Raw genomic sequence first — 14,751 nt, forward strand, 5'->3', positions numbered from 1 at the left:
AGTCATCCTCCTTCAAGTGTAGGATCAATCAGCCGTATCCGGATTGCTGCCGTATCCTCGCCGACCTTCGGCGAGCCTTTCTCCGAGCGAAACTGCATGCCGTCAATGCGGATGGGACAGCATGTTGTCCGCATCGTTGTCCCGTTGCCGCGCGTGATGGATTGCACCATATTCAGCCTTGTAAAATGTTCCTCCTCCAGCAGCTGCCGCCAATTCAGCACCTGTGCGACTTCGTATCCGGCGGGCTCCAGCGCTGCGGATAACTGCTGCGTTGTCATGGCGTTGGTGGCGAGCAGGTAGGATGCCGGGTTTGCGGCATTTGCTTCGTGCGCTTCATGCTCTGTGACAGCTGCTTCTTCTTCCCGCGGCAGCACGGTGACGTAACCGTCGCTCGTGGCATAGATACCTTTGTCAGGTAGGGGGAAGGATGAGAATTGCGATTCGGTCATGGATTGATTTTGCTGTAGCAGCTGAGAATCCGGCTGGCATTGCGCTTGAGCCTTGTTGTCATCGAGATTCAGATAAGCGGTCAGCGAATTCACTTGCAGATCGAGCGCCGATTCCAGCAAACTGACCTCGACTCTCGCTCCGACTCCGGTCACGCCTCTTCGCACCAGGCAGCTCAACACACCTTGAACCAGATGCGCGCCGGCAATCATATCCGTAACCGCCAGCCCGAGCGGCTTGGGCGCTCCGCCGCGGGTCCCCCCTTCATTCGTCAATCCGGACATCGACTGCACGAGCAAATCTTGACCCGGCTTGCCTACCCAAGGGCCTTCGTTCCCGTAGCCCGTGATTTCTCCATACACGATGGCCGGATTAATCGCCTTGACGGCCTCGTAATGAAAGCCCAGCCGCTCCATAACGCCTGGGCGAAAGTTCTGAATGAGAACATCCGCCTGCCGGATGAGCGCATGCACTTCAGCTGCATCGGCCGGATCGCGAAGATCGGCAGCGTAGCTCTCTTTATTTCGGTTGATCGAATGGAATAGCGTGCTGTCTCCATCCAGCTCCATATTGGATATATACAATCTGCGGCAGATGTCCCCGCTTCCCGCCCGCTCCACCTTGATCACTCGCGCTCCTAGATCAGCCAGCCTGAGCGCGGCCGAAGGCGCAGACAGGAACTGCCCAAAATCTAAGACTAGCATTCCTTCCAGTGGACTTTGAAGCATCATCGCTCCATGCTCGGTCCCGCTCTTGCTGCTGAAGTTGATCAAACTCTCTCGCCTCCGTCAGGCTGATGCTGTCCCTCCGACGGCTGCGCATCGCGCAGCCTAAACTCCCGCTCGATTGCCGCATTGTGCTCCCCGACCTTCGGCGCCGCATTGTTATCGAACAGCCGCTCCCCATTAATACGAATCGGACAGCGCGTCGTCCGAAGTCGGCGGTCACCATCTTCCCGTCCTACGTCTTGCACCATACCAAGCGATTTAAATCCGTCATGAGCGAACAACCGCTCCCACGTCAGCACATCCGCGCACCAATAATCAGCCGGCTCTAATACTTGAAGCCACTCTTCGGTAGTACGCGTTGGTATATGATCGACGAGGATTTGTTTAATCTCATCTCGCTGCGTAAACCATGATTTCGGATCTTGAAAGGCAGCAAGTGCTTCGCACGCCAATAGTTCGCCCAGCCTTATCACTGAGCCCATAGCGAGTGCCAAATAGCCATTCTTCGTTTCATATATTCCATAAGGTGCGCCTAAGTACGCATGTGCATTGTTCACCGCACTGCGCTGCGGCAGCTCTCCGCCATCGTTCAAGTGTGTCGTCAGTACCTCAAACTGAAGATCCAGCGCGGATTCCAGCAGGCTGACTTCCACACGCCCACCTTGGCCGGTTCGGCCACGGCGCACCAGACAGGCTAGAATTCCCTGCACCAAATGAGCACCGGCGAACATGTCCGCGACCGCGAGTCCAAAAGGTACCGGCGGCTGATCCGCATTTCCGTTCAGCCATGCGAGTCCTGATAATGATTGAATCAGCAGGTCTTGCCCGGGTTTATCCCGCCAAGGCCCTTCCTGACCATAACCGGTCACAGTGGCATAGACGATGCCGCTGTTCAGTTCCTTGACCGCATCATAACCAAAACCCAGCTTCTCCATGGTCCCCGGCCGAAAGTTCTCAATAAGCACATCCGCTTGCGCGATCAGCGCCCTTACACTTGCCGCATCCTCGCTGTCCTTCAAATTCGCCGCATAGCTTTCTTTTCCCCGATTAATCGTATGAAAAAGCATGCTGTCGCCGTCCACCATCTGATTCTTGATCGACAGCTGCCGGTTCAGTTCACCGGTCCCCGGCCTCTCAATCTTGATGACCCGCGCACCCAAATCACCGAGCCGCAGCGCAGCCGACGGGCCAGCCAGAAACTGACTGAAATCCAAAACCAGCAGTCCCTCTAATGGTTTCACTTCGCCGCCTCCATTCCGGATAACCGATAAAGCTCATTAAGTCGCTCAAGCACTGCCTGCGGCCGCCCGCCGGAAATGATATAGTCCCGTACCACATCGCCCGCATGATCTTGGAATTCCAAATATCCGCTGTATCGCGGTCTTAAGTAGGCGCGGTCCAGCGCCGGCAATGTAGCCTGAAAATACCCGTTCGTCCGCCGATTCAGCTCTTCATCGACCCAAGCGGCGCGGTGTCCGGACTGGCCTCCGTTCTCGGCGAACAGCGTTCGTTGAATTTCCGGACTAGCCATATAGGCAGCATATTCTACCGCTAACTCAATATTGGCGCATCGTGCCGAGACGCCGATTCCGGTGCCGCCAAGCGTGGACCGAAGCGGCCCATGTGCACCGAGCGACACCATATCGGTAAAATGAAGCAAATGCCGCGCATAGCCCGCACGAGCATAATTGGAGTATCCATATGCGAACGGACAATAAGCGACGCGATCTCCTGAGGACATAGCTTCGTACACTCGGATGGGATTCCAATTCAACATTTCAGTCGTGCACAGCAGTGTCAACTCACGCAGCAGCTCCAGTGCTCGAACACCGGTATCCTCGCTCACTACTTGTTCACGGTTGCTTTTGCAGGGCTCCTCCCCTTGCGTGACACAGAGCATGTAGAAATTCATCAACGTATCGACGGGGATTCCGGCAAAAGCAATCCGGCCTTTCTTCGCTAATGCAAGCAGGTCATCCCATGTCTGCGGTATCTTTACGTCAGCAGCTGCAAGCAAATCTTGCCGATAAGAAGCTACCGGCGTCGCCGCATCTACAGCGAAAGCTGTCTGAACGCCATCGAAGAGGTAGCTTTCATGTGAGCGGCCGACCGTATGCTGCGCTTGATCGGCCATAAAATCCGCGGACACATGCTGCTCCAGCGGAACCAATATTCCTTTGTCCGCTGCAAAACCCGCCCAAGGGTGATCGATAATAAGCAGGTCATATTGCTCGGCCAGCCGCTCGATCGGCGCATCGGCGAACTCCTGCAGTGATCTCTTTTCCCATGTGATCTCCACGCCTGGATGCGTTTCCATAAAACGCTGCGCGGTCGCCACCTTCGGCACATAACCTCTGCTATGATTCCATGTAATGCCTCTTAAAGTTGTCGTCACTTTGTCATCACCTTTCAACTGATCGACTTATAGAGCGGTACTCTGGTAGTACCACTATTGATGGATTGATGGATTGATGGATTGATGGATTGATGGCTTGGATGATTGGCTAGACGGCTAAATGGCTTAATCGCTGGATGTTTTGGTGGATGGCTAAATGGCTGGTCAACTGGATGAGGGCTGGATGACCAGAGACTTGCTAGATGATTAAATGATTGGCTGGATGATTGATGACTGGCTAGATGATTGGATGATTGGCTGCCTGAATGACTGTTCTTTACTCGGTTTCTGTTTCATGTTAAGCTTTTTTCAGAACGGTTCTCTGGTAGTACCACGAGACCAGAGTATCACGAACCATGATCATCCATCAATCTTAATTTTCAATTCCATGTGCAGCATAAGGAGACTACCTTTCATGATACAGATTGAACCCGTCAAGCGACTAACGGTTACCGAACAAATTATGGAGCAGATCGCACAGCTCATCACGAACGGTCACCTTGAGCCTGGTGCACAGCTGCCAAACGAACGGGAGCTGGCCGAGCGGTTTAGCGTTACCCGCGGACGTGTCCGCGAGGCGCTTCGCGCACTTGCGCTTATCGGCCTGATCACCATTAAGGCGGGTGAAGGCAGCTTCGTGAATAAGCAGGAGGAGCCGATTCCATCAGACACGATTGCATGGATGTTTCATCGAGAGAAACATAACCTCGACGAGGTTTATGCTGCGCGGCAGCTGATCGAAACCGAGGTATACCTGTCAGCCGCCGGACAGCTCACCGAGGAAGAGCTTGCTCTGCTCGATAAGAAGCTAGCTCATCTGTCGGCCTCAGTTCACATGGATGCCGACGCTTTTCTCCAGCTGCTGGATGATTTCGACCTTCGCATCGGCGAACGCTCCGACAATCGTATCTTCAACAAGCTGATGCAAATGAGCATCCATCTAAGGCGAGAAACGAGCCTAAAGCTGCTCCGCGTACCCGGCGCCAAAGAAAACAGCGTCAAACAGCGCTCAGCCATTCTCGCCGCGCTTACTTCGCGCGACAAGAAGCAGCTGCACGCCGCACTAAAGGGGCTATTTACTTCCTCGAAGCAGTTCTACGCCAACATTATGAAAACCGACTAAGGGGGCGACAGCCCCTCTTTGTCGTATCACCTCTCCACTCCCTCACTAACTCCACCCTATCAGTAACTGAGAGTCTCATCATCGAACTCTCAACATCATAATCACACTTCTCAAGCACCGAGAGTTCCAAAATCGAACTCTCACGCCTCCTTCCCCCAACTCACCTCTATCAATAGCTGAGAGTCTCGATATCGAACTCTCAACCTCATAATCACACTTTTCAAGCACCGAGAGTTCCGAAGTCGAACTCTCACGCCTCCTTCCCCCCAACTCACCTCTATCAGTAGCTGGGAGTCTCGATATCGAACTCTCAACCTCATAATCACACTTCTCAAGCACCGAGAGTTCCGAAGTCGAACTCTCACGCCTCCTAAACCAACCAGCTCCCCCTATCAGCATCTGTGAATCGCCAAATCCGTCTCGCGTGCTTCAAATCTCCAAATTCTCACCTTCGCCAGAGACTGAGAGTCGGAAAATCCGACTTTCAACCGCGAAAACACACTAATCTGACGCTTAGAGTCGCCAAATCCGACTCTCGTACTACATATCTCCAAATTCTCACCTTCGCCAGAAACTGAGAGTCCGAAAATCCGACTCTCAACTGCAAAAACACACTAATCTCACGCTGAGAGTCGCCAAACCCGACTCTCGAAAAACCTCTATTACTGCCCCCACCCACTCGGCGAACAAGCGTCTACTCTCCCCACTGTCCCCTCTCCCCAACAATCAATAAAAAAAGGCCGCTCCAAAAGCCACATTCCCGCTTCTGTAACAGCCCTCTACTTTACTTCTTTATCGCCTCGTACGCATAATTCTGCTTCCCATCACTTGGAGCTCGACCAAACTCGTAATTCGCTGACACGACCACATCCGTGAACCCGATGCTCTCCAGCACCAGCTTAAACTCGTGCACGCCGTACCACCGCAGGGCAAAACGCTGCATCTCCGTCTCGATCAAAGCACCATTGCGCCACTTCTCGTATTTTAACAAGGTCACTTTGTATTGATCGAATAGACTCGCTTCCAGCAGCTTGCCCTCCATCGTGATCAGATCACCATCAGGCAGTTGAAAGGTCGATGATCCACTGAACCCGCCGCTTTCAAAATGAGTGTCCGGCAGAAAGAGATCCAGCAGCAATCGTCCGCCCGGCTGCAGATGGTCGTACAATCGCTTCAATGCAGCAATCGATTCTTCCCGATTCTCAATTAACAAGAATGAGCCGCCCGGTATAATAATCGCTTCATAGCGATCGGGCAAGTCAAGCTCTACGAGATTCGATTCGAATAATCGAACGTTCAGCCCTCTGTCTTCGCACCGTTTACGGCAAGATTCCAGCATCTCAGCCGAATAATCCACGCCGTCAACAAGCAATCCCGCCTCCAGCAGAGGAATAATGACGCGACCGGAACCTACCATCGCTTCAAGAATTCGCCCTTTGCAAGAGCTTAACCGTTCTTGGTAATATTCCAAATCGCCGCCCAAAGACTGGCCGACCCGCTTCGTTAAATCATAAACCTCGGTACATAATTTACCATAATAGCTATACGACATGTATGCTTCCCTCCATGAGTTTGAATGTTCACGAAAGGGACTTTTATTCCATTATCCCTTCCGCACCGTTTGGTTTTGGGATGGACGCATTTTCATAGCGATCACTCACCTTCTTTAAATTATCTCCACTATAAGCGAAAGGAAAAATCTGGTCAATGCTAAGTCCTACATTTCAAATTGTAATTGAAACGATTCCGGTACTAGCAGCGGCTGCTTTCTGCCAAGCAGGTGGAGAACGAGCTGCGATACGAGCACACCCGGACCTAAAGCTTGTCCAACGCTGATCGTCGGGATCGTTCTATTCGTCAGCCATTCTTGGAGGTGGTCTACCGTCACGTAAGAAGGCAACTTATCGGCATAGCTGGAAGGTGGGAATGTAGCGCCTCTCAGTTCCTCGATCGGCATATCTTCCGGAATGCCGGCGATTTGCTCGATCGTCATCCCATCCGGTGCAAAAGTAAGTACCGTAGTTCCGAACCCTAGTGCCGCTGCCGTAATAATATACTTGCCGTGCCTGCGTGCTGCTCGGTGGAGCGCAACTGCATCGTGAAAGGAGAAATAATCGATCGCATCGATAACATAATCGGCGTCTCTGACGAATTCGTCGGCGTTTTCTTCGGTCACTCCGTTTGAAAATTCTATCATTTCCAGGTCCGGATTAATGGCGAGTAAATGATTTTTCAATGCAGTTACTTTGGACATACCGACGGTATGATAGGTTGCTGCACACTGCCGGTTAATGTTGGAGACGTCAAACGTATCGGGATCAGCCAACACGAGTCGGCCAATTCCCATACGTGCCAGCAGCTCTGCCGAGAAGCCGCCAATGCAGCCGCAGCCGGCAATTACAATCGTCGAACGCTGAAGCTTATCCACGTCGAGCTCGGACATAATTCCTAAGTTGCGAACAAATTGCTCTTTCATTAATTAAGCACCTCCAAATAGCGAGTTTCCTGTTCCACTAAATAGTCGTACAACGCAGGTCGCTCTTCTCTAACCGTATTTAATACATCATCCAGCACCAGCACGCACGGGATCGTATTCGAGCCCAAGTAAACGCGAGGTTCCCCGATCAGTCGGAAAGGGAATTTGAAGATCCGATTCATATAATTATAGACTCTCTCATCTACACAGCAAACCCAATGGGTGATGCCGATTTGAAGCGAATATTGCAAGGCAGTCTTGAGCAAACCAAGTGCAACGTCATGTGCGGGCAATTTGGTGAACGCGCTTAGTTCGGCATATCGAATGACTTCAAGCTGCTGGAGTTTTATGCGCTCAATGTCAAAAATGCGAAAGTTTTGCAGAGTCGGCAGTTCATCCAGCTTTTCGAAAATCAAGCGGGTTACGCCAACTACTTCGTCCGTTGCGATAGGTTGAGAGGTGAAATAGGTAGAATTGGCTTGATAGGGGTCCTTTTCATTCTTGTTAAAAAATCCGACTTCAAGGTATCGTTCGACATGCAGCTTAATCGCTTTTTCACGCATTTTCCCTCTTGCAACGCTGTAAAAATACTGAGAATCTGTTTTCATAATTATACACTCCTCTATTTTTGTATTATGTACGGTGTTCCGGCACATTTTTATGCATGAGAACGGTTACTTCTTCCTGCTTTTGGTCTTTTATTGTCGAATGCTGAGTGATACACTGATTTTAATAATCTGCAAAGCTCGTGCTGAGGATGGTTGGGGCATGTCCGAGGTTTTGTATAGGACTTTTCTCTCTTCATCGATCAACTCCTAGTTCAAATGGATTATATATCCACTATACCAAACGTTTGTCGTATGCGTAGAGATACAAGAGAATGAGAGATTGATTGATTTACCAATTGGAGTCTACTACTCCGGACGGGATGGACGTATGCTGAGCGAGCGAAAAAAACTACTGTCTTCTTACTACAAAACACATCAGCGAAATCTCAGCTTAACCATACTGAAGATCGCACTCATCTATTTGCTGCTAAGCATCGGATGGAATTCGGTCTTTCGTCTGCTCCACATGCCGTATTCGAGAGCGGAGATTAAATTTCTGCTCTTTCCGGTTGCTGTTCTGGTCGTTATCCTGCTTCTCAATCGGTTTTTCAAAATCAAGCCAATGCTAATGCAGCATATTGTTCTCTCCTTTAGCGTGCTTGTCATTTGCTGCTTATATTTTGGCTCTGGCTACAGGGAGGCGTGGGGCTATTTTCTAGTTATCCCTATTCTCGCAGGCATGTATGGTAATTTGAGGGTTTTGTTCCTTTATTCGACAGTCGGGTTTGTCATGATGTTAGGCGTAAATTTGAACCATCCGCTTGTCACCGGCGTGTTTGACTCTATCGACATATCCAATCGGGCACTGCTTTATATCATCCTGGCAACATTCAGCTACTTGCTGCCGAAACAACTGGATCAGCTGTATAACAATCAAGTTAGCTTGATTATCCATTCGATGGAAACGACGATCGAACAGGTTGTCAAAACGTTTATCGTATCGATCGAGGCCAAAGACAGCTATACGTTCGGTCACAGTGAGCGAGTGAGTAAATACGCAGTCGAGTTGGCAGCAAGGCTTCCCGAGTTTCAGGATAAGCAGCGCATGCAGACGCTTCGGTTATCCGGCTTGCTTCATGATATCGGGAAAATCAATATTCCCGAGACGGTGCTGACGAAGTCAGGCAAGCTGACGGAGGATGAATACGAGTTAATCAAGACACATACGGTTGTCGGAGGCCGGATGGTCGAGAAAATTCCGGGGCTTGGACAATTAAAACCAGGCGTACTCTACCATCATGAGCGGTGGGATGGAAACGGATATCCGACCGGAGCCAAGGGCCTTGATATTCCGCTGGAGGCAAGGATATTAAGCATCGCCGATACGTTCGATGCGATAACATCGAGCCGGTCTTATCGCCAAGCTGCATCGGTCAACTTTGCGATTGAGCGAATCAAAGAAGCCAGCGGAACGCAATTCGACCCGGCATTAATCATGATCATTGATGAAGTCGTTATGAGCTGGAGAAGAATTTACAAAAAATATAACGAGGATTTATCGGAGTTCGAGAAGCTGCTTGATTTGCCGTAGATTGCGAGGGACAACCGTTTTAACATCGGTTGTCCTTTTTTGTTGTTGCCGACCAACAAATAAAAAGATAACATGCCCCTTCGATTGAGCTAATTACACATTTTGTTTTGTCCTTCAGCTTTGTTGTCCATGCTAATCATTGTAGGCGGCAACGTCACTCCCTGCCTCACACGGCTGCGTGTGGAGAGATCATTCCGAAGGAGCAACTCAAACGTACTATGGATTCTACAATGGATGCTTTAACCAAACAAGCGTACGCAACGCCGGCAGTCCGAGCAAACCTTGTGAATTCCGGCATGATTTCGCTGTATTGCGACTATTCCGGTTCCGAGCAGCATGCTCATGCGGTTGCGTGTACATTTGTGTTTAATCGGTCCCTACGTGTGCAGGCTAAGCGGCTCGAGTACGATTATGCCCTCGGCTCGGATTATGGCGAGCTGCAGGCGATTTATTTTAGCCTGGAATGGCTAGCCCGTGCCTTGACAGAGGAGCAGCTCCGGCCCACGCCGAAATCTGCTGTTGTTTTCACCGATTGTCAAGCCATAGAGAGACTACTGGCGAAGGCTTATTTTGCCGATGTTCGCTATGCCGTGGTTCGAAATGATATCCATGCGATCCTGGAACGACTAGGTACCTTGCACCCGGATATTGAGATCAGGATCAAGCATATGCACCGTCATAAAACGAACAATGCCCTGCACAGAATGGCCCACAATGCCGCGCGGAAATGTATCGGCAAATAAGGTTAGAAACTTTTCATATACCCCTGATTCCCGACAACGCGCGCGTATTGTATAGGGATACCTTAAATTCTGCCAAATGGAGGAAGATCGATATGTCGCAAGAATCCTCTGCAGCCTCAGCGCGCAGCTTCACGGTTTCAGGTGAAATTTTCTCGATGCCCAATCTCGATATTTATGCCCAAATGACGTATATCGTGCTCAGTTCCGGCGCGACGGACTCCCTATCCTTGAGCGTGCCTGACATGGCCCGCAAAGGTCGAATGACCATTAAGCAGGTCATTAAAGCGATGCAGGATCTGACCGAGCAGAAACTGATTTCCCATAAAGTGTTCCGGCACTTAATTGGCGAGTTTCAGGACGATCGGCTGTCTTGGTCGGCGAAAGGGCTGCTCACCTACTGCAAGGAACATCCAAGCACCAGCGTAGATGAACTGATCGCGCTGTCCGACCAATCCGATGAAAATGAAACCACGATTCGCAAAGCGCTGCTTGAGCTGAAGCATGCCGGTTATTTGGAGGACTATCCGGAGCTTCGCCAGATTGCCACCTAACCTAAACGCGAGCTGGCAGGCATGCCGCTTGCCCTACTGACATACCTATAACCATAATTGCCGCATGTCTGATACAAAGGAGAATCGGCTTATGGGACCTTTTGCACCTGATTTATTGAAAGGGAAGGTCGTGCTTATCACAGGCGGCGCCACCGGCCTCGGCCGCGCGATGGGCGAACAATTCCTTGCACTCGGCGCTCAACTGGCCATTGCCGGACGCCGTGAGGAAGCATTGCGACAAGCAAGTGCGGAAATGAGCTCCGGCGAGCCCGCTTCGGCACCGGTGTTCTACCGGATCTGCGATGTCCGTGATCCCGCTGCCGTTCAAGCGCTCATGGATGCGGTGGAAGGACATTTCGGTCATATTGATGTCCTTGTCAACAATGCTGCGGGCAATTTCATCAGCCCGACCGAGCGCCTCTCCCATCGCGCAGTCGATGCCGTGCTCGGAACCGTGCTGCACGGTACGTTCTACACGACGCTCGAGCTCGGCAAACGCTGGATTGCGCAAGGAAGAGCCGGAACGATGCTCAACATCGTGACCACCTACGCCTCCTCTTCCAGCGGATCCGGCTACGTTGTGCCATCTGCAGCGGCAAAAGCCGGCGTGCTGGCGCTCACCCGCTCACTTGCCGCCGAATGGGCACCACATGGAATTCGGCAGGTGGCCATTGCACCTGGGCCTTTTCCAACCGAAGGCGCCTGGTCGCGCTTGATGCCGACGCCGGAAATTGAGCAGCGCCTGCTCGGGCGAATTCCGCTCGGGCGAGTCGGCGATCCGATCGAGCTCGCCAATCTCGCCGCTTATCTGATTTCCGACTACGCCGGCTACATCAACGGCGAGGTCGTGACCATCGACGGCGGAGAATGGCTGCAAGGTGCTGGCCAATTCAACGGACTTGCTGATGTCACGGATGAACAATGGGACGCGCTTGCCGCTTTATCGCGCAAAGGCAAGTAAGCACGCGTTTGCGAGGACTAGGACAACGGATACTCCCCATATCCTCCAATAAGGGAGGGGATCATGATGCGTTTCACAGTCCGCTACATCCCGCTCAGCAAAATCAAACCCGGCTTGCCCGTCGGCATGACCGCCCGCCTTCGGTATTTGCGCCATTTGATGTGGGATGGCCAGCATCTCATCGTCGTGCAGAAGGACCGCAAGGATGGCCAATACCGAATTCTACTCGGCAATGACCGCTACGAGTATTTGCGCAACCATACAAAGAAACTGACGGCACCTTGTATCGTCGATGAATCGAAGCTCGGCGCCGGTCTACAGAATTGGCTGCAGCGCTTCGCGCGCAAGCCGCCCACGGCTGAACCTGCTTCAGCGAGCACGCTGAAACGGCTAACCCCCTCCAGCTGGGCAATCGTTCGCGCCTATTTGAAAGAGGATCACCGTTTCAAGCAACTATCCCGCAGGCAGCAAGCGCAAGTGCTCCTCCTTGCGGTTCGTCACAAACAAATGGTCGTCTCGGCCATGAAATCCAAGACGGATCAATTACTGGCTCCGCAACTAAACGGCAAAGGCTGATTATTCGCCTTTGCCGTTTAGTTGTATGTTGAACAACTTCGCATAACATTCATCACAGCCCTCACATTTCAGCAAATCTTATCGTGACATTAATATCCGGTTTGGATAAGCTAGATGACAAGACTGGTAAATTCCTTCAGACCGGGAGCGTGGCTCAGTATGCAATTAGTATTCTTTATCTCCGATCATCATTTTGGGCATAAACAGATTATCGATTTTGAATCAAGGCCGGCCGTCGTACCTAGTGAGGAGCAGAAATGAAAGTCGTCTACGCAGGAAGCTTTGATCCCATTACGTTAGGGCATATATCGGTCATCGAACGAGCCGGCAATCTGTTCGACGAGGTGCATGTCATAATCGCCAATAACAGAAGCAAGAAGCATCACTTCACAATTACACAGCGTACGGAGCTTGTGGTACTCTCATTAATTCATATACCGAATGTGGTGGTTGTACCTTTCGAGGGCATTGTCGCGGATTATGTGAATGAGAACAGAATCGAAGCTGTCATTCGGGGCATCCGCAATTCGACAGATCTTGAATATGAGCTGCAGCTGGAGCAATATATGAGGAGCACGACCAAGGCAGAAACAATATACTTATCCCCTTACACGAAGGATATTCAGACGAGCAGCTCCCTTGTGCGAATGTTCATCCAGTCGGACAAAATCGAGATGGCCAAGGCATACATGCACCCGGATGCCTATGCAAGGATGGAGTCCTATGGTATTTAATCCGGTTGGACACTCGCAGCGGTTGTACTCTTCCCTCTTCGCTCCAGCATCCCTTGTATAAACCACGTATAACCGATAAAACCAAGCAGCGTTGCTACAGCCGTCAGTACGAAAGGCAGCAAATAATGATCGCCGGCCAGTATATACCCTGCCCAGTAGGAGGCAATCGTATTGCCGACGCTTCGGGAAACCGTTCGCATACCCGCAAATAAATTTCGGTCTTCCTCGGCTACGGCCGACATCGATTCGCTGTCAATGATATTGTTAAGCATGGTGAAGCCTGTCCCGCGCAGCAGCAGCAGAATCGCAAATGGTGCCGCCGGAATAGCTATGGCCATCAGTGCCACAATCAGAATGTTGTAGAGAAACAGAACGATGAAGCTTCTACGGCTTCCGAGCTTCTCAATGAAATACGGCATAATGATGGAACCGATGAAGAAGAAGAATCCGGACAGCGCGAGCAAACCGGAGATCGTGTCATCATTCATGTCAAAGCGGAATTTCAGAATGACATTCAGAAACGGACTGAGTAGTCCATAAGTGAACCCGGAATTGAAGATGAGCAGCGAGAGCGCAAGCAGAAAATAAACCGCATGCCGCTTCTTTTGCCGTCTGCCCGCCGCGCTTTTTGCATCTTCCTTCTGTACCTCTTGTCCTTCGTTCGTTGCCTGTTCAGGCGACGGCAACAAGATTCCTCTTAGGATCGCGGACAACGCAAAACAACCTGCCGCTGCGAAGAAAGCATATTGATAGACCGTCGTACTGCCCTGAATCCAGTTCGGCAGAAAGCCGCCAAGCAGCGTCCCGATCCCTGTGAACAGAGTAAATACGGCAAAAAGCAATGAATAAGCGTTCGTCTCTTCCTTCTTGCTTTTGCAATATTGGAAGATCAGTTGAATCTCCGAATTGACGATGGCCGTAACGCCAAGCGACCAGATAAGCTGCGCCGCAGTAACCGCTGCCCTGCTTGTACCTAAACCGAACACTAGGAGCGAGATAAAGGAGAGCAGCATGCCGATAACCAGCATTCGTTTGCGTCCGACTCGCTGCACAATCAATCCCACCGGCAAGCTTGTCAGCCCGATCGTGAGCGCTCCGAGCGATGTTATTTGACCGATGGCACCCTTGGAAAATCCCAGATCAAGCAAATGCAAATTGAGAATGAGGCTAAAGATACCCGCCCCGATGCCAAACAGACTTTCCGTGGCAATAAATCGCTTTACGCCCGGAGATAAATCACGAAATAGATGATACGTATACTTCCACATGATAACGCCTTTCCTCTAGCTGATGTCCTCCTATTCTAATGGATGCGGAGGTCGCCTTCAACCGCTTTCGTCATTTGGCGTCAGCCGCAAAGTAGAAGGTATCCGCCGTCTTCTGATCTACGCAGCCGGTAAGCACGACATACGACTGTCCTTGGTCGTTTTGCTTCGTGTCCAAGCCCTCGCATGTCGTGCTTGGTCTGCCCAGATCACTCCCGAAGGCATCCATGCTATTGTCAAACGTATAATAAATCTGCTTCCCGTCGTACGTAAGCTCATAGAAGATCGGATCCCCTTCAATCGTATATTGGGTAATCCGCACATTCATTCGGCCGGCTTGTTTTTCTTTCACGTGTGTCACAAATTGATTCCATTTCTCTAAGTTTGAGTACTTCCCATGTACGTTAACTACGTCGCCATTTTCGATTGCCCGGTCAGGATTGTAAGGTTCAGTCACCTTTGGAAAATCATCCCCGGCCCCTTGACTCTTACCGCTGCCGTCGGTCTGGCCGCTGTCTCCTACTCGGCCGCAAGCCGTCAGCAGCAGCAGGGCTAATGCAATAATTGCCGCTTTTCTCATCATCTAACAATCACCTCATGCCTATCGACGCGA

At 51.1% G+C, this 14,751-nt stretch carries 15 protein-coding genes; 7 read left to right on the plus strand and 8 right to left on the minus strand.

Annotated elements, in window-relative coordinates; genetic code table 11:
* Positions 1-2 precede the first annotated feature (2 nt).
* From BM412_RS11495 to BM412_RS11505, 3 genes are read right to left on the minus strand one after another with little or no spacing between them, the layout of a single operon-like run.
* Positions 3-1,220, minus strand: a complete 1,218-nt coding sequence (locus BM412_RS11495; RefSeq protein ID WP_256256255.1) for a CaiB/BaiF CoA transferase family protein — start codon at positions 1,218-1,220, stop codon at positions 3-5.
* Positions 1,217-2,416 (minus strand): CaiB/BaiF CoA transferase family protein, encoded by a 1,200-nt coding sequence (locus BM412_RS11500; RefSeq protein ID WP_091217745.1) that lies wholly within the window; start codon positions 2,414-2,416, stop codon positions 1,217-1,219. Before BM412_RS11500 ends, BM412_RS11495 begins: the two co-directional genes overlap by 4 nt.
* Positions 2,413-3,570, minus strand: a complete 1,158-nt coding sequence (locus BM412_RS11505; protein WP_218163139.1) for an ABC transporter substrate-binding protein — start codon at positions 3,568-3,570, stop codon at positions 2,413-2,415. Before BM412_RS11505 ends, BM412_RS11500 begins: the two co-directional genes overlap by 4 nt.
* Before the next feature lie 415 nt (positions 3,571-3,985).
* Between BM412_RS11505 and BM412_RS11510 the strand changes: the two genes are divergently transcribed.
* Positions 3,986-4,693 carry a FadR/GntR family transcriptional regulator gene (locus BM412_RS11510; protein WP_091217748.1) on the plus strand — a complete coding sequence of 236 codons (708 nt, stop codon included), beginning with the start codon at positions 3,986-3,988 and terminating at the stop codon, positions 4,691-4,693.
* A gap of 784 nt (positions 4,694-5,477) precedes the next feature.
* Here the strand turns inward: BM412_RS11510 and BM412_RS11515 are convergent.
* The 3 genes from BM412_RS11515 to BM412_RS11525 all read right to left on the minus strand — a co-directional run bounded on the left by BM412_RS11515 (position 5,478) and on the right by BM412_RS11525 (position 7,777).
* Positions 5,478-6,245 carry a class I SAM-dependent methyltransferase gene (locus tag BM412_RS11515; protein ID WP_091217754.1) on the minus strand — a complete coding sequence of 256 codons (768 nt, stop codon included), beginning with the start codon at positions 6,243-6,245 and terminating at the stop codon, positions 5,478-5,480.
* 165 nt (positions 6,246-6,410) lie between these two features.
* A complete protein-coding gene (locus BM412_RS11520) occupies positions 6,411-7,169 on the minus strand; it encodes a ThiF family adenylyltransferase (protein ID WP_091217757.1) in 759 nt (252 codons plus the stop codon).
* The gene (locus BM412_RS11525; RefSeq protein WP_091217759.1) at positions 7,169-7,777 is read right to left on the minus strand and encodes an N-acyl amino acid synthase FeeM domain-containing protein; all 609 of its coding nucleotides are present in this window, start codon (positions 7,775-7,777) and stop codon (positions 7,169-7,171) included. The genes BM412_RS11520 and BM412_RS11525 overlap by 1 nt, the downstream gene beginning before the upstream one ends.
* A 280-nt stretch (positions 7,778-8,057) precedes the next feature.
* On the opposite strand from BM412_RS11525, the gene BM412_RS11530 reads away from it, so the two are divergent.
* From BM412_RS11530 to coaD, 6 genes are all read left to right on the plus strand, one after another.
* Positions 8,058-9,308, plus strand: a complete 1,251-nt coding sequence (locus BM412_RS11530) for an HD-GYP domain-containing protein (RefSeq protein ID WP_256256256.1) — start codon at positions 8,058-8,060, stop codon at positions 9,306-9,308.
* 218 nt (positions 9,309-9,526) lie between these two features.
* Complete coding sequence (locus BM412_RS11535; RefSeq protein ID WP_091217762.1) at positions 9,527-10,051, plus strand: hypothetical protein; 525 nt, start codon at positions 9,527-9,529, stop codon at positions 10,049-10,051.
* A gap of 92 nt (positions 10,052-10,143) precedes the next feature.
* Positions 10,144-10,602 carry a hypothetical protein gene (locus BM412_RS11540; RefSeq protein ID WP_091217764.1) on the plus strand — a complete coding sequence of 153 codons (459 nt, stop codon included), beginning with the start codon at positions 10,144-10,146 and terminating at the stop codon, positions 10,600-10,602.
* A gap of 91 nt (positions 10,603-10,693) precedes the next feature.
* Positions 10,694-11,563 (plus strand): SDR family oxidoreductase, encoded by an 870-nt coding sequence (locus BM412_RS11545; protein WP_091217767.1) that lies wholly within the window; start codon positions 10,694-10,696, stop codon positions 11,561-11,563.
* A 63-nt stretch (positions 11,564-11,626) separates the two neighbouring features.
* Complete coding sequence (locus BM412_RS11550) at positions 11,627-12,139, plus strand: hypothetical protein (protein ID WP_143111597.1); 513 nt, start codon at positions 11,627-11,629, stop codon at positions 12,137-12,139.
* A 257-nt stretch (positions 12,140-12,396) separates the two neighbouring features.
* Positions 12,397-12,873 carry a pantetheine-phosphate adenylyltransferase gene (coaD, locus tag BM412_RS11555; protein WP_091217771.1) on the plus strand — a complete coding sequence of 159 codons (477 nt, stop codon included), beginning with the start codon at positions 12,397-12,399 and terminating at the stop codon, positions 12,871-12,873.
* Here coaD and BM412_RS11560 read toward each other — a convergent pair.
* Together BM412_RS11560 and BM412_RS11565 are read right to left on the minus strand one after the other, a co-directional pair.
* Positions 12,870-14,141, minus strand: a complete 1,272-nt coding sequence (locus BM412_RS11560) for an MFS transporter (protein WP_091217774.1) — start codon at positions 14,139-14,141, stop codon at positions 12,870-12,872. The genes coaD and BM412_RS11560 overlap by 4 nt on opposite strands.
* A gap of 70 nt (positions 14,142-14,211) precedes the next feature.
* Positions 14,212-14,721, minus strand: coding sequence for a DUF4362 domain-containing protein (locus tag BM412_RS11565; RefSeq protein ID WP_091217776.1), 510 nt, complete (start codon positions 14,719-14,721; stop codon positions 14,212-14,214).
* Between the last annotated feature and the right edge of the window lie 30 nt (positions 14,722-14,751).

The organism is Paenibacillus sp. BC26 (assembly GCF_900116125.1).
Taxonomy (GTDB): domain Bacteria; phylum Bacillota; class Bacilli; order Paenibacillales; family Paenibacillaceae; genus Paenibacillus_Z; species Paenibacillus_Z lignilyticus.

Bases quoted from the DNA above. Each gene is read 5' to 3' on its own strand.
- BM412_RS11565 (WP_091217776.1), bottom strand. From the start codon at position 14,721: ATGATGAGAAAAGCGGCAATTATTGCATTAGCCCTGCTGCTGCTGACG.
- coaD (WP_091217771.1), top strand. From the start codon at position 12,397: ATGAAAGTCGTCTACGCAGGAAGCTTTGATCCCATTACGTTAGGGCAT.
- BM412_RS11520 (WP_091217757.1), bottom strand. From the start codon at position 7,169: ATGAAAGAGCAATTTGTTCGCAACTTAGGAATTATGTCCGAGCTCGAC.
- BM412_RS11510 (WP_091217748.1), top strand. From the start codon at position 3,986: ATGATACAGATTGAACCCGTCAAGCGACTAACGGTTACCGAACAAATT.
- BM412_RS11535 (WP_091217762.1), top strand. From the start codon at position 9,527: ATGGATTCTACAATGGATGCTTTAACCAAACAAGCGTACGCAACGCCG.
- BM412_RS11540 (WP_091217764.1), top strand. From the start codon at position 10,144: ATGTCGCAAGAATCCTCTGCAGCCTCAGCGCGCAGCTTCACGGTTTCA.
- BM412_RS11550 (WP_143111597.1), top strand. From the start codon at position 11,627: ATGATGCGTTTCACAGTCCGCTACATCCCGCTCAGCAAAATCAAACCC.
- BM412_RS11525 (WP_091217759.1), bottom strand. From the start codon at position 7,777: ATGAAAACAGATTCTCAGTATTTTTACAGCGTTGCAAGAGGGAAAATG.
- BM412_RS11515 (WP_091217754.1), bottom strand. From the start codon at position 6,245: ATGTCGTATAGCTATTATGGTAAATTATGTACCGAGGTTTATGATTTA.
- BM412_RS11545 (WP_091217767.1), top strand. From the start codon at position 10,694: ATGGGACCTTTTGCACCTGATTTATTGAAAGGGAAGGTCGTGCTTATC.
- BM412_RS11560 (WP_091217774.1), bottom strand. From the start codon at position 14,141: ATGTGGAAGTATACGTATCATCTATTTCGTGATTTATCTCCGGGCGTA.